This is a genomic window from Amnibacterium soli (genome assembly GCF_039544415.1).
Lineage (GTDB): Bacteria > Actinomycetota > Actinomycetes > Actinomycetales > Microbacteriaceae > Amnibacterium > Amnibacterium soli.
This window is the reverse complement of record NZ_BAABLP010000006.1, coordinates 15420-33450: the sequence shown is the minus strand read 5'-3', so window position 1 is coordinate 33450 and position 18031 is coordinate 15420. Positions and strand designations below refer to the sequence as shown.

General features: G+C 73.0%; 17 protein-coding genes and 1 tRNA gene. 15 read left to right on the top strand and 3 right to left on the bottom strand.

Translation table 11 applies throughout. The features are described from left to right. The first annotated feature begins 21 nt into the window (after positions 1 to 21). Positions 22 to 417 (top strand): PPOX class F420-dependent oxidoreductase, encoded by a 396-nt coding sequence (locus ABEA53_RS13355; RefSeq protein ID WP_345481741.1) that lies wholly within the window; start codon positions 22 to 24, stop codon positions 415 to 417. A 21-nt stretch (positions 418 to 438) separates the two neighbouring features. Here ABEA53_RS13355 and ABEA53_RS13350 read toward each other — a convergent pair whose 3' ends face one another. Continuing rightward, entirely contained in the window at positions 439 to 753 is a 315-nt protein-coding gene (locus ABEA53_RS13350; protein ID WP_345481740.1) for an ArsR/SmtB family transcription factor, read from the bottom strand. Positions 754 to 781: 28 nt separating this feature from the next. Here ABEA53_RS13350 and ABEA53_RS13345 point away from each other — a divergent pair, with 28 nt between their 5' ends. The 8 genes from ABEA53_RS13345 (at position 782) to ABEA53_RS13310 (ending at position 9773) form a co-directional block, all read left to right on the top strand. Further along, complete coding sequence (locus tag ABEA53_RS13345; RefSeq protein ID WP_345481739.1) at positions 782 to 1975, top strand: MFS transporter; 1194 nt, start codon at positions 782 to 784, stop codon at positions 1973 to 1975. 45 nt (positions 1976 to 2020) lie between these two features. Further along, positions 2021 to 2446: a hypothetical protein gene (locus ABEA53_RS13340; protein ID WP_345481737.1), complete on the top strand. Its 426-nt coding sequence runs from the start codon at positions 2021 to 2023 to the stop codon at positions 2444 to 2446. Beyond that, on the top strand, positions 2443 to 2787 hold the full coding sequence (locus ABEA53_RS13335) for a hypothetical protein (protein WP_345481736.1): 345 nt from the start codon (positions 2443 to 2445) through the stop codon (positions 2785 to 2787). Before ABEA53_RS13340 ends, ABEA53_RS13335 begins: the two co-directional genes overlap by 4 nt. 39 nt (positions 2788 to 2826) lie before the next feature. After that, complete coding sequence (locus tag ABEA53_RS13330) at positions 2827 to 3993, top strand: mannitol-1-phosphate 5-dehydrogenase (RefSeq protein WP_345481735.1); 1167 nt, start codon at positions 2827 to 2829, stop codon at positions 3991 to 3993. Positions 3994 to 4168: 175 nt separating this feature from the next. Beyond that, positions 4169 to 5761: a phosphoglycerate dehydrogenase gene (gene serA, locus ABEA53_RS13325; protein WP_345481734.1), complete on the top strand. Its 1593-nt coding sequence runs from the start codon at positions 4169 to 4171 to the stop codon at positions 5759 to 5761. 122 nt (positions 5762 to 5883) lie between these two features. Continuing rightward, positions 5884 to 7500, top strand: a complete 1617-nt coding sequence (locus ABEA53_RS13320) for an APC family permease (RefSeq protein ID WP_345481733.1) — start codon at positions 5884 to 5886, stop codon at positions 7498 to 7500. A gap of 111 nt (positions 7501 to 7611) precedes the next feature. Next, positions 7612 to 8676: a 3-isopropylmalate dehydrogenase gene (locus ABEA53_RS13315; RefSeq protein WP_345481732.1), complete on the top strand. Its 1065-nt coding sequence runs from the start codon at positions 7612 to 7614 to the stop codon at positions 8674 to 8676. Continuing rightward, on the top strand, positions 8673 to 9773 hold the full coding sequence (locus ABEA53_RS13310; protein ID WP_345481731.1) for a branched-chain amino acid aminotransferase: 1101 nt from the start codon (positions 8673 to 8675) through the stop codon (positions 9771 to 9773). Before ABEA53_RS13315 ends, ABEA53_RS13310 begins: the two co-directional genes overlap by 4 nt. 200 nt (positions 9774 to 9973) lie before the next feature. Here the strand turns inward: ABEA53_RS13310 and ABEA53_RS13305 are convergent, their stop codons facing one another. Next, entirely contained in the window at positions 9974 to 10828 is an 855-nt protein-coding gene (locus ABEA53_RS13305) for a DNA-formamidopyrimidine glycosylase family protein (RefSeq protein WP_345481730.1), read from the bottom strand. Between the two features lie 128 nt (positions 10829 to 10956). On the opposite strand from ABEA53_RS13305, the gene ABEA53_RS13300 reads away from it, so the two are divergent. The 5 genes from ABEA53_RS13300 (at position 10957) to ABEA53_RS13280 (ending at position 15423) form a co-directional block, all read left to right on the top strand. Next, the gene (locus ABEA53_RS13300) at positions 10957 to 11727 is read left to right on the top strand and encodes a fumarylacetoacetate hydrolase family protein (RefSeq protein WP_345481729.1); all 771 of its coding nucleotides are present in this window, start codon (positions 10957 to 10959) and stop codon (positions 11725 to 11727) included. Beyond that, the gene (locus tag ABEA53_RS13295; protein ID WP_345481728.1) at positions 11724 to 12689 is read left to right on the top strand and encodes a YeiH family protein; all 966 of its coding nucleotides are present in this window, start codon (positions 11724 to 11726) and stop codon (positions 12687 to 12689) included. Before ABEA53_RS13300 ends, ABEA53_RS13295 begins: the two co-directional genes overlap by 4 nt. Before the next feature lie 66 nt (positions 12690 to 12755). Continuing rightward, a complete protein-coding gene (gene gltX / locus ABEA53_RS13290) occupies positions 12756 to 14276 on the top strand; it encodes a glutamate--tRNA ligase (protein WP_345481727.1) in 1521 nt (506 codons plus the stop codon). Beyond that, positions 14273 to 15232 (top strand): cytochrome b/b6 domain-containing protein, encoded by a 960-nt coding sequence (locus ABEA53_RS13285; RefSeq protein ID WP_345481726.1) that lies wholly within the window; start codon positions 14273 to 14275, stop codon positions 15230 to 15232. Before gltX ends, ABEA53_RS13285 begins: the two co-directional genes overlap by 4 nt. 119 nt (positions 15233 to 15351) lie before the next feature. Then, positions 15352 to 15423, top strand: a tRNA-Gln gene (locus tag ABEA53_RS13280). A gap of 92 nt (positions 15424 to 15515) precedes the next feature. On the opposite strand, the gene ABEA53_RS13275 is transcribed toward ABEA53_RS13280, so the two are convergent. Beyond that, on the bottom strand, positions 15516 to 15773 hold the full coding sequence (locus tag ABEA53_RS13275) for a hypothetical protein (RefSeq protein WP_345481725.1): 258 nt from the start codon (positions 15771 to 15773) through the stop codon (positions 15516 to 15518). 267 nt (positions 15774 to 16040) lie between these two features. Here ABEA53_RS13275 and acs point away from each other — a divergent pair, with 267 nt between their 5' ends. Then, entirely contained in the window at positions 16041 to 18011 is a 1971-nt protein-coding gene (acs, locus tag ABEA53_RS13270; RefSeq protein ID WP_345481724.1) for an acetate--CoA ligase, read from the top strand. Positions 18012 to 18031: the final 20 nt, after the last annotated feature.

Below are 18031 nucleotides of genomic sequence, written 5' to 3'. Positions count from 1 at the left end.
GCCCGCGCGTAGCGTGTGGGGATGAGCCCCGGGCTGCTCGCGGCGGGTCGCCGCCGCTACGTCTCCCTCACCACGTTCCGCCGCACCGGCGTGCCGGTGTCGACCGCGGTGTGGGTCGCCCCGGTCGGCGACGCGCTGGTGGTGGTCACCGGCGCCGCGACCGGCAAGGCGAAGCGGCTCCGGAACGACCCGCGGCTCGAGCTGCGCGAGTGCTCGGTGCGCGGGCGCGTCCGTCCCGGCGCACCCGTCGTCCACGCCCGCGCCGAGCTGGTGACCGACCCGGAGGAGCAGGAGCGCCTGCTGGCGGGCCACCGGCGCAAGTACGGCCTGCAGTTCCGCGCCTACCGGGCGATCGAGCGGCTGGTCGGGGGCGAGGACGGCCCGGGCGAGGTCGTCCTGCGGATCACCGACGCCTGAGCGCCGGATCCTGAGACCGTGTCAGGCGGCGAGCAGCGAGTCGATGAGGCCCGGGAAGCGCGCGTCGAGCGCCGCGCGGCGCAGGCGGATGGCGTGGGTGCGGCCGTCGACGAGGGTCTCCGTCAGCCCCGCCTCCCGCATCGTCTTGAAGTGGTGCGACATCGTGGACTTCTGCACGTCGAAGCCCCACTCGGTCATGCTCTTCGGATGCGGCTCGCCGTCGGCCAGCGCCCGGAGGATCTGGAGGCGGATGGGGTCGGCGAGCGCGCGGAGCACGTCGACGAGCTCGATCACGGCGAGGTCCGGGATCGGGTACTCCGGCTGATTGTTTGACATTGATCGAACCGTTCCTCATACTCTTCGTATGACCGGAATCGAACGATACGTCATCCCAGGCGTCCTGCGCCTCCGGCTCGGTCTGCTCGCCGCCTGCCTGTTCGTCGTCGCGACCAACGGCTTCGTGATCGCCGGGCTGCTGCCGGAGGTGGCCCGTGACCTCGGCGTCACGCCGCAGACCGTGGGCGGCTCGATCAGCGCCTACGCCGTGGTCGTCGCCGTCGTGGCGCCCGCCGCCTCGATCGTGCTGGCCCGGGCGCCGCGGGTCGCGGTGCTGACCGGCGGCATCGTCCTCGTCGGGCTCGGCACGGTGCTCGCCGTCACGGCCGGCTCGTTCGGCCCGTTCCTGCTCGGCCGCGTCGTGTCCGGCATCGGGGGAGCGGTGCTCGTCCCCGCCGCGACCGCCGCCGCGCCCTCGGTGCTGCCGACCGCGTTCCGCGGCCGCGCCCTCGCGATCGCCGGGCTCGGCTTCACGCTGGCCAGCGCGGTCGGCTCGCCGCTCGGCACCCTGCTCGCCTCGCTCGGCGGCTGGCGGCTCGCGCTCGGGGTGCTCGCCGCGCTGGCGATCCTGCTCGGCGCCGCCGTCGCGCTCGTCGTGCGCGGCCTGCCCGAGCCGCCGCGGATCGGCCTCGTCGCCCGCTTCGCACCGCTGGCGGACGGCCGCGTCGTGCTGGCGCTGATCGCGATGGTCCTCGCGACCGCGAGCTTCAACATCGTCTACATCTACAGCTCGGCGGTCACCGCGACGGCGACGGGCGGCAGCGGCGTGCTGCTCGCCGGTCTCCTGCTCGTGTACGGGCTCGCCGGGATCGTCGGCACGACCCTCGCGGGACGCCTCACCGACCGCCGCGGCAGCACGCCGGTCGCCGTCGGCGCGCTCGTCGGCCAGGTCGTCGTGCTCCTCCTGCTCGCCGCGGGCGCCGCCTCCTACCTGCTGGACCTGCCCGTGTTCGCCCTGTGGGGCGTGACCGCCTTCGCCGTGGTCGTGCCGGTGCAGGCGCGCCTCGTCGCGATCGATCCGGAGGCGGCCGGCATCGTGCTGTCCTGGTACTCGACCGCCATGTACATCGGCATCGGCCTGGCACCGGTCGTCGGCGGGGCCGCGCTCGCGGCCGGCTCCTCCGCGGTGCCGCTCGCCGGGGCGGCGGCCGCGCTGCTCGGGCTCGGCGTCTTCGCGCTCGGGCTGCGCCTCCGAGGCCGCCGTGCAGCGGCCGTCGCCTGAGCCCGCGCACCGCGGGCCGTCCGGTACGGCAGGATCTTGTCCGCCATGACCGACACGAGCGACGACGACGCCCTGTCCTGGGACGGCGACGCCGCCCTGGCGGCGCCGAAGCGGCCGGCGCCGCTGATCGACGACGGCGCGCGGACCGAGGGCGGTCGCGCCTCGGGCGGCGGGTTCGCCCTCGTCGTGCTCGGGGTGCTCGGCGGCGTCGCCGTGATCGAGACGGCGTTCTGGATCCGCAGCGCGTTCGAGCTGCAGATCGCCGCCTCCCTCACCACCGGCGCGGGGACCCCGCTCGAGCTGGTCGCGTTCGCGCTGAACCTCGCCGGTCGCGTGCTCGCGGTGCTCGCGCCCCTCGTCTGGTACGCCGTCGTCGCCTGGCGGGTCCGCGTGCCCTCCCGCCGGCTCGCCCTCCTGGTGCTCGGCGCGCTGCTGCTCGTGCCGTGGCCCGCGATCCTGGCGGTCGCATGACCGCCGCCGTCGTCCCGGGCCGCGGTCGCCTCGGCGCGCGGATCGCGATCGCCGCCGCCTTCCTGCTCGCCTTCCTCTGGCAGGTCTACGGCGCGGTGTCCAACCTCGTCGTGTGGCTGGGGTTCGCCGGCTCGCTCGGCCGCCAGCTGACGGCGACCGCCTGGATCGTGCTGGTCATCGGCATCGCGATCCCCGTCGTCGCGTACGCGGCCGGCGTGTTCCTCGGGCGTCGCAGGCGGCCCGGGGTGCTGGCGCTCGTGCTGCTGCTCGCGCTCTGCGCCTCCCAGGCGCTGTCGCTCAGCCAGCTCGCCTTCTTCCTCTCCGTCGTCGGCGCGCTCTGACCCGAGGCTCTCCCCGGCGCAGGCGATAGCGTCTGCGCCATGAAAGCGGTGCACTTCGGCGCGGGGAACATCGGTCGCGGCTTCGTGGGGGAGCTGCTCCACGAGAGCGGGTACGAGGTGGTGTTCGCCGACGTGGCGGACGCCCTGATCGACGCGCTCGACGCAGCGGACTCCTACCGCGTGACCGAGATCGGCGAGGGCGGGAAGACCACCGTCGTCACCGACTTCCGTGCGATCAACAGCCGCACGGACGAGTCCCGCCTCGTCGACGAGATCTCGACCGCGGACGTCGTGACCACCGCGGTCGGCCCGCGCATCCTGCCCTTCGTCGCGCCGGTGATCGCCCGCGGCATCGAGCGCCGCATCGAGATCGGGCAGGACGCGATCGACGGAGGCCGCATCGCGGTCTTCGCCTGCGAGAACGCGATCAACGCGACCAGCCTGCTCGAGGCGGAGGTGCGCGCCGCGCTGCCGGAGGCCGACGCGGACCGCCTCGACGCCGTCGCGGCCTTCGCGAACACGGCCATCGACCGCATCGTGCCCGCGCAGGCGGCCGACGCCGGCCTCGACGTCGTGCTCGAGCCGTTCTTCGAGTGGGTCATCGACCGCACGCCGTTCGGCGAGGAGCCGCCCGCGATCACGGGCGTGCACTGGGTCGACGACCTCGCCCCCTTCATCGAGCGGAAGCTCTTCACCGTGAACACGGGGCACGCGACCGCGGCGTACCACGGCTTCGCGAAGGGCATCCACTCGATCACCGACGCGATCACGGACCCGGGCATCCGGGCCGAGGTCGAGGCGGCGATCGGCGAGACCCGCTCGCTGCTCGTCGCGAAGTTCGGACTCGACGAGGCCGAGCAGGCGGCGTACGGCCGGAAGATCGTGACGCGGCTCTCGAACCCCGAGCTGCCCGACACCGTCGAGCGCGTGGGCCGCGGCCCGCTGCGCAAGCTCAGCCGCGACGAGCGCTTCATCGGCCCGGCCGCACAGCTCGCCGAGCGGGGCATGCCGCGCGACGCCCTGCTGCGCAGCATCGCCGACGCCCTGCGGTTCGACGTGCCGGAGGACCAGGAGAGCGTCGAGCTGCAGCGCATCCTCCGCGAGGAGGAGCCGGACGGCGCGGTGACGGTCGTCACCGGCATCGAGCCGAACCACCCGCTGTTCGCCGACCTCCTCCCGCTCTTCCGCGCGGCGTCCGCCTCCTGACCCGCGTGGCGCCGTGTGACGGCGCCGAGGACGCCCGGTCCACACCCATGGATAGGCTCCTGGGTGCTGTCCGCCCCCGCGCCAGCGCGCGGAGCGCGGTCCGTTCAGGGCCGCGAAGCGCACCGCTGCGCCGCAGCGGCGGCGGAGCAGCCATGAACTCCGGAGGATCCGTCCCGTGACCAAGCCCGTCGTCCTGATCGCCGAGCAGCTCTCGCCCGCCACCGTCGCCGCCCTCGGGCCCGACTTCGACGTCCGCGAGGTCGACGGCACCGATCGGGCGGCGCTGCTGGCGGCGCTCGCCGAGGCCGATGCGCTGCTCGTGCGCTCCGCGACGCAGGTCGACGCCGAGGCCATCGCCGCGGCGTCCCGGCTGAAGGTCGTCGCGCGGGCCGGGGTCGGCCTCGACAACGTCGACATCCCGACCGCGACCAAGGCCGGCGTCATGGTCGTCAACGCCCCGACGTCGAACATCGTCTCCGCCGCCGAGCTCGCGATCGCCCACCTCCTGGGCCTCGCCCGGCACCTGCCCGAGGCGCACGCGTCGCTGAAGGCGGGGGAGTGGAAGCGGTCGCGCTTCACCGGCGTCGAGCTGTACGAGAAGACGGTCGGCATCGTCGGCCTGGGGCGCATCGGGACCCTGGTCGCACAGCGCCTCGCGCCGTTCGGCGTGACGCTCGTCGCCTACGACCCCTACGTGACGCCCGCCCGCGCCCAGCAGCTCGGCGTGCAGCTGCTCAGCCTCGACGAGCTGATGCGCGCCGCCGACTTCATCACGGTGCACATCCCGAAGACGCCGGAGACCACCGGGCTGATCGGGGATCCGGAGTTCGCGATCGCGAAGCCGGAGCTGCGGATCGTCAACGCCAGCCGCGGCGGCATCATCGACGAGGACGCGCTCGACCGCGCGCTCGCGGCGGGCCTCATCGCCGGAGCCGCGCTCGACGTGTTCACGGCCGAGCCGCCGAGGAACCCGGCGCTGATCGCGCAGCCGAACCTGCAGGTCACGCCGCACCTCGGCGCCTCCACCGACGAGGCGCAGGAGAAGGCCGGCGTCGCGGTTGCTCGCAGCGTGCGCCTCGCCCTCGACGGCGAGCTGGTGCCCGACGCGGTGAACGTCGCCGGCGGCGTCATCGACCCGTACGTGCGCCCGGGCATCCCGCTCGTGGAGCGCCTCGGCCAGGTGTTCGCCGCCCTCGCCGCCGGACCGATCGCGACGCTCGACGTCGAGGTCCGCGGCGACCTCACCGAGTACGACGTGAGCGTGCTGAAGCTCGCGGCGCTCAAGGGCCTCTTCGTGCGCACGCTCACCGAGAACGTCTCCTACGTGAACGCGCCGCTGTTCGCGGAGGAGCGGGGCATCCAGGTGCGCCTCATCACGGACCCGGTGAGCGCGGACTTCCGCAACGTCATCACCCTGAAGGGCACGACGACCACCGGCGCGACCCACTCCGTGTCGGGCACGCTCACTGGCCCGAAGCAGATCGCGAAGCTCACCGAGGTCGAGGGCTACGACGTCGAGGTGCCGCTGGCGGACCACCACGTCGTCTTCACCTACACGGACCGGCCCGGAATCGTCGCGCAGTACGGCGCCGCCTTCGGCGAGGCGGGCGTGAACATCGCCGCCATGCAGATCGCGCGCGACGTCGCGGGCGGCACGGCGCTCAGCGTGCTGACGATCGACTCGGAGGCGCCGGAGGAGGTGCTCGACGACATCCGCGCGAGCATCGACGCCTCGCGCCTCGTCGCGATCGATCTCGTCGCCGAATGAGGTCTGCGACCGACGATCTCGTCGGTCGCAGGTCGTGAACGTGCGGAAACCATCGCCGCACTAGGCTCGCGCCAGATCGAACCCGGGCTCGACGTCGCGCCCGGGAACCGGATGGAGGCGCTGTGTCCGAACCCCTCATCACCACCGTCGCGCGGGATGCCGCCGCGAACGACAAGGGCCTGAAGAAGGGGGCGATCGGCCTCCTCGGCAGCGTCGTCGTCGCCACGGCCTCCACCGCCCCGGCATACAGCCTGGCTGCGACCCTGGGCTTCGTGGTCGTCGGCGGCACCGCGTTCGTCGGCACCCAGGCGCCCGGCGTGATCCTGCTGGCCTTCATCCCGATGTACCTCATCGCGCAGGCGTACAAGGAGCTGAACGCGACCGACCCGGACTGCGGCACGACCTTCACCTGGGCCACCCGGGCCTTCGGGCCCATCGCGGGCTGGATGGGCGGCTGGGCGATCGTCGTCGCGGACGTCATCGTGATGGCGAACCTCGCCTACATCGCCGGGCAGTACACGTTCGTCTTCTTCGCGGGCTTCCACATCCCCGGCTTCTCCGAGGTCATGGCGTCCCTGGGCGACAACATCTGGGCGTCGACGATCCTCGGGGTGCTCTGGATCGCCCTGATGACCTGGATCTGCTACCGCGGCATCGAGATCTCGGCCCGCCTGCAGTACGCGCTGCTCGGGTTCGAGATGGTGCTGCTCTTCGTGTTCGCGGGCATCGCCCTGACCCGCGTGGCGACCGGCGACGGCGTCGCGACGTCCGTGCCGTTCTCGTGGAGCTGGTTCAACCCGTTCACGGTCGACTTCAGCCAGGCGCTCGCGCCCGCCCTGCTCGTCGCGATCTTCATCTACTGGGGCTGGGACAGCGCGGTCGCGGTGAACGAGGAGACCCGGGACCCGCAGAAGACGCCGGGCCGCGCGGCCGTGCTCTCGACCGTGCTCCTGCTGGTCACCTACCTGCTCGTCACCATCGCGACCGTGTCCTTCGCGGGCGTCGGGGAGAAGGGGCTCGGGCTCGGCAACCTCGACAACGCCGGGGACGTCTTCAGCGCGATGGCGCCCGCGGTGTTCGGCGGCGGCCCGGTCGGGCAGGTCCTGCAGGTGCTGTTCGCGCTCACCATCCTCACGTCCGCGGCCGCGAGCACGCAGACCACGATCCTGCCGACGGCCCGCACCACCCTCTCGATGGCGGTCCACAAGGCGGTGCCCGAGCAGTTCGCGCGGATGCACCCGCGCTTCATGACGCCGACGTGGTCGACGATCGGGATGGGGATCGCCTCCGTCGTGTTCTTCCTGCTGTTCACGCTGATCAGCCCGCTGCTGCTGAACGCGCTCGTCGAGTCGCTCGGCGTGATGATCGCCTTCTACTACGGGCTCACCGGCCTCGCGTGCGCCTGGTTCTACCGGCGCACGCTGCGCTCCAGCGCCCGCAACTTCGTGTTCCGCGGGCTGTTCCCCTTCGTCGGCGGCGTGTTCCTCTTCGTGATCCTCGGGTACGGCCTGGTGCAGTACGCGACCCCGGAGTGGCTGACGGACGACGCCGGGAAGCCCGTCACGATCTTCGGACTCGGCGCCACCGCCGTCGTCGGCGTGCTCGGCCTGCTCGTCGGCTTCGTGCTCATCGCGCTCTGGTGGCGCCGCGGCAGCGCCTTCTTCCGCGGGCGGGTCATCCCGCGCATGGCGTTCCGCGACGGCGACGTGATCCGCGACCCGAACCGCGTCCTCGACTGACGGCGACCGCGCGGCCGCGCCCGGCGGGGCACGGCCGCGCGACGCCCGCGGGGGGATCGGGGCCGACCGCCCGGGTAGCCTGACGAGTCCGAGCACGAGAGGGAGTCGTCCGTGACGCGAACCATCCGACTGGCGGTCATCGGCGGCGACGGCATCGGACCCGAGGTCGTCGCGGAGGCGCTGTCCGTGCTCACCGCGGCGGTCGGCGACGAGGCCTCGATCGAGACCACGGCGTTCTCGCTCGGCGCCGCCCGGTACCTCGCCACCGGCGACGTGCTGCCCGACGACGAGCTCGCGGCGATCGCGCAGCACGACGCGATCCTGCTCGGCGCGGTCGGCGGCACCCCGGGCGACCCGCGGCTGAAGGACGCGAACATCGAGCGCGGCCTGCTGCTGAAGCTGCGGTTCGCGCTCGACCACTACGTCAACCTGCGCCCGACCGTGCTGTGGCCGGGTGTCGAGAGCCCGCTGCGGGACCCGGGCGACGTCGACTTCGTGGTCGTCCGCGAGGGCACCGAGGGGCCGTACGTCGGCAACGGCGGCGCGCTGCGCGTCGGCACCCCGGCGGAGATCGCGACCGAGGTGAGCGTCAACACCGCCTACGGCGTCGAGCGCGTCGTCCGCTACGCGTTCGCGAAGGCGGGGGAGCGCCGCAACCGGCTGACCCTCGTGCACAAGACGAACGTGCTCACCTTCGCCGGATCGCTCTGGAAGCGCACCGTCGACGCGGTCGCGGCGGAGTTCCCCGACGTCGCGGTCGACTACCTCCACGTGGACGCGGCGACGATCTTCCTCGTGACCGACCCTGCTAGGTTCGACGTCGTCGTCACGGACAACCTCTTCGGCGACATCCTCACCGATCTGGCCGGCGCGATCAGCGGCGGCATCGGTCTCGCGGCCTCGGGGAACATCAACCCGAGCGGCGCCTTCCCCTCGATGTTCGAGCCGGTCCACGGCTCGGCGCCGGACATCGCCGGCACCGGGAAGGCCGATCCGACGGCGGCCATCCTCTCCACCGCGCTGCTGCTCGACCACCTCGGCCTGCCCGAGGCGGCAGGCAGGGTCACGGCCGCCGTGACCGCCGACCTCGCCGCCAGGTCGGGCGCTCCGCGCACCACCGCCGAGACCGGTGCCGCCGTCCGCGCCGCACTGCCCGTTCCGCAGGGAGCCTCATGAGCACCACGACCGCCTTCCCCCTCGCCTTCGACACCACGCCGTCGAGCGCTCGCCGCGCCGAGGCCGAGCGGGAGGCGATCCTCGCCGACCCCGGGTTCGGCAAGCACTTCACCGACCACATGGTCACGATCCCCTGGTCCGCGCAGCAGGGCTGGCACGACGCGGTCGTGAAGCCCTACGGGCCGCTACAGCTCGACCCCGCCGCCTCCGTGCTGCACTACGCGCAGGAGATCTTCGAGGGGCTGAAGGCGTACCGCTGGGCGGACGGCTCCGTGTGGGCCTTCCGGCCGGAGGCGAACGCGGAGCGGCTGCAGCGCTCGGCCCGCCGCCTGTCGCTGCCCGAGCTGCCGGAGGCCGACTTCCTCTCCGCGATCGAGCACCTCGTGAAGATCGATCAGGAGTGGGTGCCGACCGCCCCCGAGACGAGCCTCTACCTCCGTCCGTTCATGATCGCGTCGGAGGCGTTCCTCGGCGTCCGGCCCGCGCAGGGCGTGGACTTCCACGTCATCGCGTCCCCCGCGGGCGCGTACTTCCCGGGCGGGATCGAGCCGGTGTCGATCTGGCTGTCGGAGGACTGGTCGCGGGCCGGCCGCGGCGGCATGGGCGCCGCGAAGACCGGCGGCAACTACGCCGCCAGCCTGCTGCCCCAGGCGGAGGCGTACGAGCAGGGCTGCCAGCAGGTGCTGTTCCTCGACTCGGAGGAGCGCACCTGGGTCGAGGAGCTCGGCGGCATGAACGTGTTCTTCGTGTACCGCGACGGCCGCATCGTCACCCCCGCGCTCGGCACGATCCTCGAGGGCATCACCCGGTCGTCGGTCATCCGGCTCGCGGAGCAGCGCGGCCACGGGGTGGAGGAGCGGCGCTTCTCGATCGCCGAGTGGCGCGAGGGCGTCGAGTCCGGCGAGATCGTGGAGGCGTTCGCCTGCGGTACCGCGGCGGTCATCACGCCGATCGGCCGCCTCAAGGCGCGCGACTTCGAGATCGGGGCGCCCGACGCCGAGCCCGGCGCGCTGACCATGAGCCTCCGCGACGAGCTCACGGGCATCCAGTACGGCCGCGTCGAGGATCACCACGGCTGGATGCGCCGCCTGGCCTGAGCCACGGGCTCTTCGCTCACGCTTCGTGCCGCGTCGACGCTGGTCCTGCGGCAAGAAGCGTGAGCAAGGTGCGGGTCCGGGTCAGCAGCGGAACGCACTCCGCAGGCGTGCCGCTGCACGGTGCTCGACGCGGCAGGAGTCCGGAGCGACTCGCTCACGCGTCGTGCCGCCGCAGCGCTTGCCACGACGCGCGAGCGGGGTCAGGTGGTGATGCCGAGGCGGCTCAGGGCGCGGTCCGCGAGCGGCTTGCCGCCCGTCTGGCAGGTCGGGCAGTACTGCAGCGAGTTGTCGGCGAACCGCACCTGGCGGATCGTGTCGCCGCAGACCGGGCACGCCTCGCCGGTGCGGCCGTGCACGCGCATGCCCGCCTTCTTCTCGCCCTTCAGGTCGGCCATGTGTAGGCCCTCGGACCGGCGGATCGCGTCGGCGAGCACGGAGCGCGTCGCCTCATAGAGGTGGTGCACGTCCTCCTCCGGCATCGCGGCCGGTTTGAACGGCGACATCTTCGCCGCGTGCAGGATCTCGTCGGAGTAGGCGTTGCCGATCCCGGCGATGCGCGCCTGGTCGCGCAGCACGCCCTTGATCTGCGCACGGCCGGCGGCCGCGAGGACCTCGGCGAAGCGCTCCTCCGTGAACGCGTCCGACAGCGGGTCCGGCCCGAGGGTCGCCAGGCGAGGGACGTCGAGGGGGTCGCGGACCACCCAGATCGCGAGCGACTTCTTCGTCCCCGCCTCCGTCACGGAGATGCCGGGGCCGTCGTCGAGCCCGACCCGCGCGGCGATCGTGCGGTTCCGCGCGGTCGGCAGCACGTCGTACCAGCGGATCCAGCCCGCCTTCGCGAGGTGCATCACGAGGTGGAGGTCGCCGAGGTCGAGGTCGAGGAACTTGCCGTGGTGGGTCACGTCCTGGACCTCGTGCCCGACCACGTCCGTCGCGGGCGGGTCGAAGGTCTTGAGCGCCGAGAAGGTCGCGATCTCGAACCGGGCGATCGTGCGACCGGCGAGCCGGTCGGCGAGGTCGTCGGCGAGGGCGTGGACCTCCGGCATCTCGGGCATGCGCTGATTCTGCTCCGATCAGGCTGTTCGTGCGCTCCGGATCGGAGCGCCGGGCGCCGTCCGGTCGGGAGTGGACGGCGCCGGCGGCACCCCGGCGGCGGGGAGACGCCCGTCGGTAGGCTCGGCGGGTGAAGATCGCACGGTTCACCTCAGGGGGCAGCGACCCGCAGTTCGGGATCGTGGACGACGAGGACCTGGTCGTCGTCGCCGGCGACCCGATGTTCCAGGGCTTCGAGACGACGGGGGAGCGGGTCCCGCTCGCGGAGGCGAAGCTGCTCGCCCCGGTGATCCCGCGCTCGAAGGTCGTCGGCATCGGCCTGAACTACCCGGGCGTCGAGGCGCTGCTGCCCGCCGGGTCGAAGACCGATCCGGTCATCTTCCTCAAGCCGAACACGTCCGTCGTCGGCCCCGGCGACGCGATCCAGCTGCCGCCGGTGCCGGGCCGGGTGCTCCACGAGGGCGAGCTGGCCATCGTGATCGGCTCCGTCGCGAAGCGGGTGCGGGAGGAGGACGCGGACGACGTCGTCTTCGGCTACACGATCGCGAACGACGTGACCGCGATCGACCAGATGCTCGACGACGGCCAGTGGGCCCGCGCCAAGGGCTACGACACCTTCTGCCCGATCGGCCCCTTCATCGAGACGGACCTGGACCCGCGCGGCGTGCCGATCCGGACCGTCGTCGACGGCGAGGAGCGCTCCTCCGGCCACACCCGCGACCTGATCCTGTCGATCCCCGAGATCATCGCGCGCGTCTCGGACGTGTGGACCCTGCTGCCGGGCGACCTGATCCTGACGGGCAGCCCCCTCGGGCGGCTCGAGATCGAGGACGGGCAGCGCGTGGAGGTCGAGATCGGCACCATCGGCCGGCTCGTCAACCCCGTCCGCAACCGCGGGTGATCCCGGGCCTCGCGGTCTCGCTGCTCGCGGTCGCCGCGGGCTTCCTGGTCCACCTCCTGCTGCCGGGGGTGCCCCAGCTGACGGTGTGCGTCGTGCTCGGCGTGATCGCGGGACAGGTGCCCGCGGCGGTGCGGCTGCTCGACGGGCCGCTGCGGCCGGGGATCGCGACGGCTGCGCGGCGCTGCCTGCGCATCGGCGTGGTGCTGCTCGGGCTGCAGCTGTCGCTCGCGGACGTGGTGCGGCTCGGCTGGCCGACCGTGCTCGCCGTCCTCGGCGTGACCGCGATCGCCTTCGCCGGCACGTACGGGATCGCGCGCGCCGCGCGCCTCCCCGGGCGCGAGCCGCTGCTGCTCGCCGCCGGGTTCTCGATCTGCGGCGCCTCCGCCGTGGGTGCGATGGCGGCGGTCACCCGCAGCGAGCCGGAGGAGCAGTCGCGCCCCGTCGCGCTCGTGACCCTGTGCGGCACGCTCGCGATCGTCGTGGTGCCGCTCGTCGCGACCGCGCTGCACCTGACGACCGACCAGTTCGGCCGCTGGACCGGCGCGAGCGTGCACGACGTCGGCCAGGTCGTGGCCACCGCGCAGCAGTGGGGCGCGGCGGGGCTCGCCGTCGCGATCGTCGTGAAGCTGCTGCGCGTGCTGCTGCTGGCGCCGCTCGTCGCCGGCGCCGGCCTCGTGCTGCGGCTGCGGGGCGCGGAGGAGGGGACCCGCGCGCCGATCCTGCCCCTGTTCGTCGCCGGGTTCGTCGTCGCCGTGCTGCTGCGCAGCGCCGTCCCGATCCCGCAGCCCGTGCTCGACGTCGCCCAGCTGCTGCAGACGATCCTGCTCGGCATGGCCCTGTTCGGCCTCGGCAGCGGCATCCGCTTCCGCCGCCTCGCGGGCACCGGGCTCGCGACGGCCGCCGCGGGGCTGGGCGCCTGGGCCCTCATCGCGGTCGTGTCCTTCGCGGTCGTGCTGGCCTGACCCGCGCGATCCGGCGGCGGCGCGCCTGCCCGCGGTCGGCCGCCCTCGGTAGACTCCTCGATCGCCATGTCGACAGCCCATCCGTTCACGAACGCCACGGGCTCCGACGTCCGCGTGCGCTTCTGCCCGTCGCCCACCGGACTGCCGCACGTCGGCCTGGTCCGCACCGCCCTCTTCAACTGGGCGCAGGCCCGGCACACCGGCGGCACCTTCGTGTTCCGCATCGAGGACACCGACGCCGCCCGGGACAACGAGCAGTCCTACGCCCAGATCCTCGAGGCGCTGCGGTGGCTCGGCATCGACTGGGACGAGGGGATCGACGTCGGCGGTCCCGACGGCCCGTACCGCCAGTCGCAGCGCAGCGCGGTCTACCAGGACGTCATCGCGCGCCTCACCGCGTCCGGCCACCTGTACGAGTCGTTCCTGACCGGCGAGGAGATCGAGGCGCGCAACCGGGCCGAGGGCCGCGCCGTGCAGCTCGGCTACGGCAACTGGGAGCGCGACCTGCCGGAGGCGGAGCGGGAGCGCTACCGCGCCGAGGGCCGCGAGCCCGCCCTGCGCCTCCGCGTGCCCGACGAGGACCTGTCCTTCGACGACCTCGTGCGCGGTCCCATCACCTTCCCGGCCGGGTCGTTCCCCGACTTCGTGCTCGTGCGCCCGGGCGGTCAGCCGCTGTACACGCTGACCAACCCCGTCGACGACGCGCTGATGCGCATCACGCACGTGCTGCGCGGCGAGGACCTGCTGCCCTCCACCCCGCGGCAAATCGCGCTGTACCACGCGCTGATCGACATCGGGATCACCGGGTACGTGCCCCGCTTCGGCCACCTGCCGCTCGTGCTGGGCGAGGGCAACCGCAAGCTGTCGAAGCGCGACCCCGAGTCGAACCTGTTCCTGCACCGCGACCGCGGGTTCATCCCCGAGGGCCTGCTGAACTACCTCGCGCTGCTCGGCTGGTCCATCGGTCCCGACCGCGACGTGTTCTCGCGCGAGGAGATGACGGCCGCCTTCGACGTGACCGCCGTCAACCCGAACCCCGCGCGCTTCGACCTGAAGAAGGCCGAGTCGATCAACGGCGACCACATCCGGCTGCTCGACCCCGACGACCTGACAGCGCGCATGGTGCCGTACCTGCAGGCGCAGGACGTGCTGCCGACGGAGCCGTCGGCGAAGCAGCTCGCGCTGCTGCGGCAGCTGACGCCGCTGGTCCAGGAGCGGATGCAGCTGCTCGGCCAGGCGCCCGACCTGCTCGGCTCGTTCTTCACCACGGCGGACCGCGTCTCGTACGACGACGGGGCGGTGTCGGGCCTGCCGAAGAACGCGGTCGAGGTGCTCGAGGCGGCGGAGACCGCCCTCGAGGCCGTCGACGGCGCGGAGTGGGACGTCGCGAGCGTGAAGCAGGCCCTCGAGGGCGCGCTGATCGACTCGCTCGGCCTCAAGCCGCGCGTCGCCTTCGGCCCGGTCCGCGTCGCGACGAGCGGACGCCGCGTGTCCCCGCCGCTGTTCGAGTCCCTGGCGATCCTCGGGCGGGAGGAGACGCTCGCGCGGATCCGGACGCTGCGCCGCACGCTGGCCACCTCGGCGTGAGCGCAGGGGCGGCCCCGGCCGCGACCGGCCGCCGGCGGCTGCCGTGGCTCGTCGCCAGCGCCGTCGTGCTGGTCGTCCTCGTCGTGGTCGTCGCCCGGCTGCTGCGGTTCTCGGCGGCGGGGGAGGCGTTCGTCGTCGCCTGGTCCGGCGCCGCGCCGCAGCCGGTCGGCACCCGACCCGGCTTCGCGGCCTGGACCGCCTGGCAGCACGGGCTCAACGCGCTCTTCCTCCTGTTCACGGTGCGCTCCGGCTGGCGGATCCACCGCGCCGGGCGGCCCTCGACGTTCTGGACCCGCCGCAACGACGGCCGCATCCGCACCGCGAACCCGCCAGTGCGGATCGCGATCGACCTCTGGTCGCACTTCGTGGCGGACACGCTGTGGGCGCTGAACGGCGCGCTGTTCGTCGTGCTCGCGGCGGTGAGCGGCCACTGGGTGCGCATCGTGCCCACCGACTGGGCCGTGGTGCCGCAGGCCGCCTCCGCTGCGCTGCAGTACGCGTCCCTCGCCTGGCCCACCGAGAACGGGTGGATCGACTACAACGCTCTGCAGCAGCTGAGCTACTTCGCCGTCGTCTACATCGCCGGGCCGGTCGCGCTGCTCACCGGTCTGCGCGCCGCACCGGGGTTCGCCGCCCGCCTCCGGTTCCTCGACCGCGTCTTCCCCCTGCGCACGGTGAAGACGATCCACTGGTGGACCATGTGGTTCTTCGTCGCCTTCACCGCCGTGCACGTGTTCCTCGTGCTGGCGACCGGCGCGGTCCGGAACCTGAACCACATGTACGCGGTGCGCGACGACCAGAGCTGGGCGGGCGTCGCGGTGTTCGTGGCGTCCCTGGTGCTCACCGCCGCCCTGGTGCTCGCGCTGCGGCCCGCGGTGGTCCGGCGCGTCGCGGGGCTGACGGGCACCGTCCTGCACCGTCCGCCGAAGGCGCCTCGCGCGCCGACCGCGCGGTAGCGGGCGGGTGCGGGGGAGCGCCCGCGCGCCGGAGGAGGCGAGCACTCCAGACGTCCGCTAGACTCTTCGACCGGCCCTCCAAGAGGGTCGCCCGCGAGTTCCCTTCCTGGGAACCGCCTTGGGGTATGGTGTAATTGGCAACACGGCTGATTCTGGTTCAGTTGTTCTTGGTTCGAGTCCAGGTACCCCAGCAGTAGCGCACCCAGGCCCGCCTCCTTCCGGAGCAGCGGGCCTGCCGCGTTGCCGGCCCGCCGGGACGACGGCCGCGGCGGCGAGCTGAGGGTCAGGCCGCGCGACGCAGCGTCACGACCTCCTCCGAGCCGGCGTCCGGCGACGCCGGGTGCTCCACCATCGCGACCACGCGCTGCGCCATGAAGCGCGCCGTGCGCACCGGCGTGCCGCCGCGGGTCACCTCCACCACCTCGACCAGGCCCCGCCCGGTCCGCACGTCGACGCGGCGCCCCGCTCGCGTCGCCGCCACCTCGTACGTCTTCGTCCCGTCGCCGACATCGACGACGACCTCGACCCGATCACCCTTCATCCCGTCCTCCTCGAGCGGTCCCGGCATCGCAGCTTTCGCGGTGCCATCAGGAACAACGTTGTTCCGGGACGGGGTGTTCCGGAGGTCCTGGCCGATCGTGCGGTCCACGTCGTGCGGCCGGTGGCGCACCGTCGCCGGCCACCCCGACGCCCCTCGCGTCGTCGGCTCCGCCGTTCCGAGGCGGAAGGGGGCCGGAGACGCGGAGCCGTCGGCACGCGTAGATTCGCTCCGGGCGCCGTGGATGCCGCCCGGAAGGACGCCGCCGCAGTGACCGACACCGTGACCTCCGCACTGGCCAACCTCGCCTCCGAGGACCGCACGTTCCCGCCCAGCGCGGAGTTCGCCGCGCAGGCGAACGTCGACGCCTCCATCTACGCGGAGGCGGATGCAGACCGCGTCGCGTTCTGGGGCGAGCGCGCGCGCCGGCTGACCTGGGCCGAGCCGTTCGAGCAGGTGCTCGACTGGTCGGACGCGCCCTTCGCGAAGTGGTTCGTCGGCGGGAAGCTCAACGTCGCGGTGAACTGCCTCGACCGGCACGTGGAGGCGGGCCTGGGCGATCGCGTCGCCTACTACTTCGAGGGCGAGCCGGAGGGGGAGCGCAGCTCGATCACCTACCGCGAGCTCACCGAGCGGGTCTGCCAGGCGGCGAACGTGCTCGAGGGTCTCGGCGTGCGCGCCGGCGACCGGGTCGCGATCTACATGCCGATGGTCCCCGAGACGGTCGTAGCGATGCTCGCGTGCGCGCGCATCGGGGCTCCGCACACGGTCGTGTTCGGCGGCTTCTCCGCCGACGCGCTCGCGACCCGCATCCTCGACTGCGACGCCCGCGTCGTGCTCACGGCCGACGGCGGGTGGCGCAAGGGCGCCGAGGTCCCGCTGAAGTCCGTCGTCGACGAGGCCCTGGAGCAGTGCCCCGACGTGCGGAGCACGGTCGTCGTGCGCCGCACCGGCTCGGCCGTGACGATGACCGAGGGTCGCGACCTCTGGTGGCACGACACCGTCGACGCCGCCGAGCGCACGCACGAGGCGCAGGCGTTCGACGCGGAGCACCCGCTGTACGTGATGTACACCTCGGGCACCACCGGCAAGCCGAAGGGCATCCTGCACACCTCCGCCGGCTACCTGCTCGGCGCCGCCTGGTCGCAGTGGGAGGTCTTCGACCTCAAGCCCGAGACCGACGTCTACTGGACCGCCGCCGACATCGGGTGGGTCACGGGCCACAGCTACGTCGTCTACGGCCCGCTCGCGAACGCCACCACCTCCGTGATCTACGAGGGCGCGCCCGACGCGCCGCACCGCGGTCGCTGGTGGGAGATCGTCGAGCGCTACAAGGTGTCGATCCTCTACTGCGCGCCTACCGCGATCCGCACCTTCATGAAGTGGGGCGCGGAGATCCCGGCGAAGTACGACCTGTCGTCGCTGCGGCTGATCGGCTCCGTGGGGGAGCCGATCAACCCGGAGGCCTACGTCTGGTACCGCGAGCACATCGGCGGCGGGCGCACCCCCGTGGTCGACACCTGGTGGCAGACCGAGACCGGGTCGCTGATGATCAGCCCGCTGCCGGGCGTCACCGCGGGCAAGCCGGGTGCGGCCATGCGGGCGCTGCCCGGCATCGGAGCCGACGTCGTGGACGACGCGGGGAACCCGGTGCCCGACGGCTCCGGCGGCTACCTGGTGCTCACCGAGCCGTGGCCGAGCATGCTGCGGGGGATCTGGGGCGACGACGAGCGCTACCGCGAGACGTACTGGTCGCGCTTCCCCGGCAAGTACTTCGCGGGCGACGGTGCCAAGAAGGACGCGGACGGCGACCTGTGGCTGCTCGGCCGCGTCGACGACGTGATGAACGTCGCCGGCCACCGGCTGTCCACCACCGAGATCGAGTCCGCGCTCGTCGCGAACCCGAAGGTGGCGGAGGCGGCCGTGGTGGGCGCCACCGACGAGACCACCGGCCAGGCCGTGGTCGCCTTCGTGATCCTGCGTGGCGAGGCCGGCGACGGCGGACCCGAGATCGCGCGGGAGCTGCGCGACTGGGTCGCGAAGCAGATCGGCAAGATCGCGCGGCCCCGCCAGATCCTGGTGGTCGCCGAGCTGCCGAAGACGCGCTCCGGCAAGATCATGCGCCGCCTGCTGCGCGACGTCGCGGAGGACCGCGCGGTCGGTGACGTCACCACGCTCGCGGACACCACCGTGATGGACACGATCCGCGTCGGGATGGCGTCGGCGACGTCCGAGGACTGATGCGGCGGCGCCCGGTCCGC

Bases quoted from the DNA above. Each gene is read 5' to 3' on its own strand.
- ABEA53_RS13355 (WP_345481741.1), top strand. From the start codon at position 22: ATGAGCCCCGGGCTGCTCGCGGCGGGTCGCCGCCGCTACGTCTCCCTC.
- ABEA53_RS13350 (WP_345481740.1), bottom strand. From the start codon at position 753: ATGTCAAACAATCAGCCGGAGTACCCGATCCCGGACCTCGCCGTGATC.
- ABEA53_RS13345 (WP_345481739.1), top strand. From the start codon at position 782: ATGACCGGAATCGAACGATACGTCATCCCAGGCGTCCTGCGCCTCCGG.
- ABEA53_RS13340 (WP_345481737.1), top strand. From the start codon at position 2,021: ATGACCGACACGAGCGACGACGACGCCCTGTCCTGGGACGGCGACGCC.
- ABEA53_RS13335 (WP_345481736.1), top strand. From the start codon at position 2,443: ATGACCGCCGCCGTCGTCCCGGGCCGCGGTCGCCTCGGCGCGCGGATC.
- ABEA53_RS13330 (WP_345481735.1), top strand. From the start codon at position 2,827: ATGAAAGCGGTGCACTTCGGCGCGGGGAACATCGGTCGCGGCTTCGTG.
- ABEA53_RS13310 (WP_345481731.1), top strand. From the start codon at position 8,673: ATGAGCACCACGACCGCCTTCCCCCTCGCCTTCGACACCACGCCGTCG.
- ABEA53_RS13305 (WP_345481730.1), bottom strand. From the start codon at position 10,828: ATGCCCGAGATGCCGGAGGTCCACGCCCTCGCCGACGACCTCGCCGAC.
- gltX (WP_345481727.1), top strand. From the start codon at position 12,756: ATGTCGACAGCCCATCCGTTCACGAACGCCACGGGCTCCGACGTCCGC.
- ABEA53_RS13275 (WP_345481725.1), bottom strand. From the start codon at position 15,773: ATGAAGGGTGATCGGGTCGAGGTCGTCGTCGATGTCGGCGACGGGACG.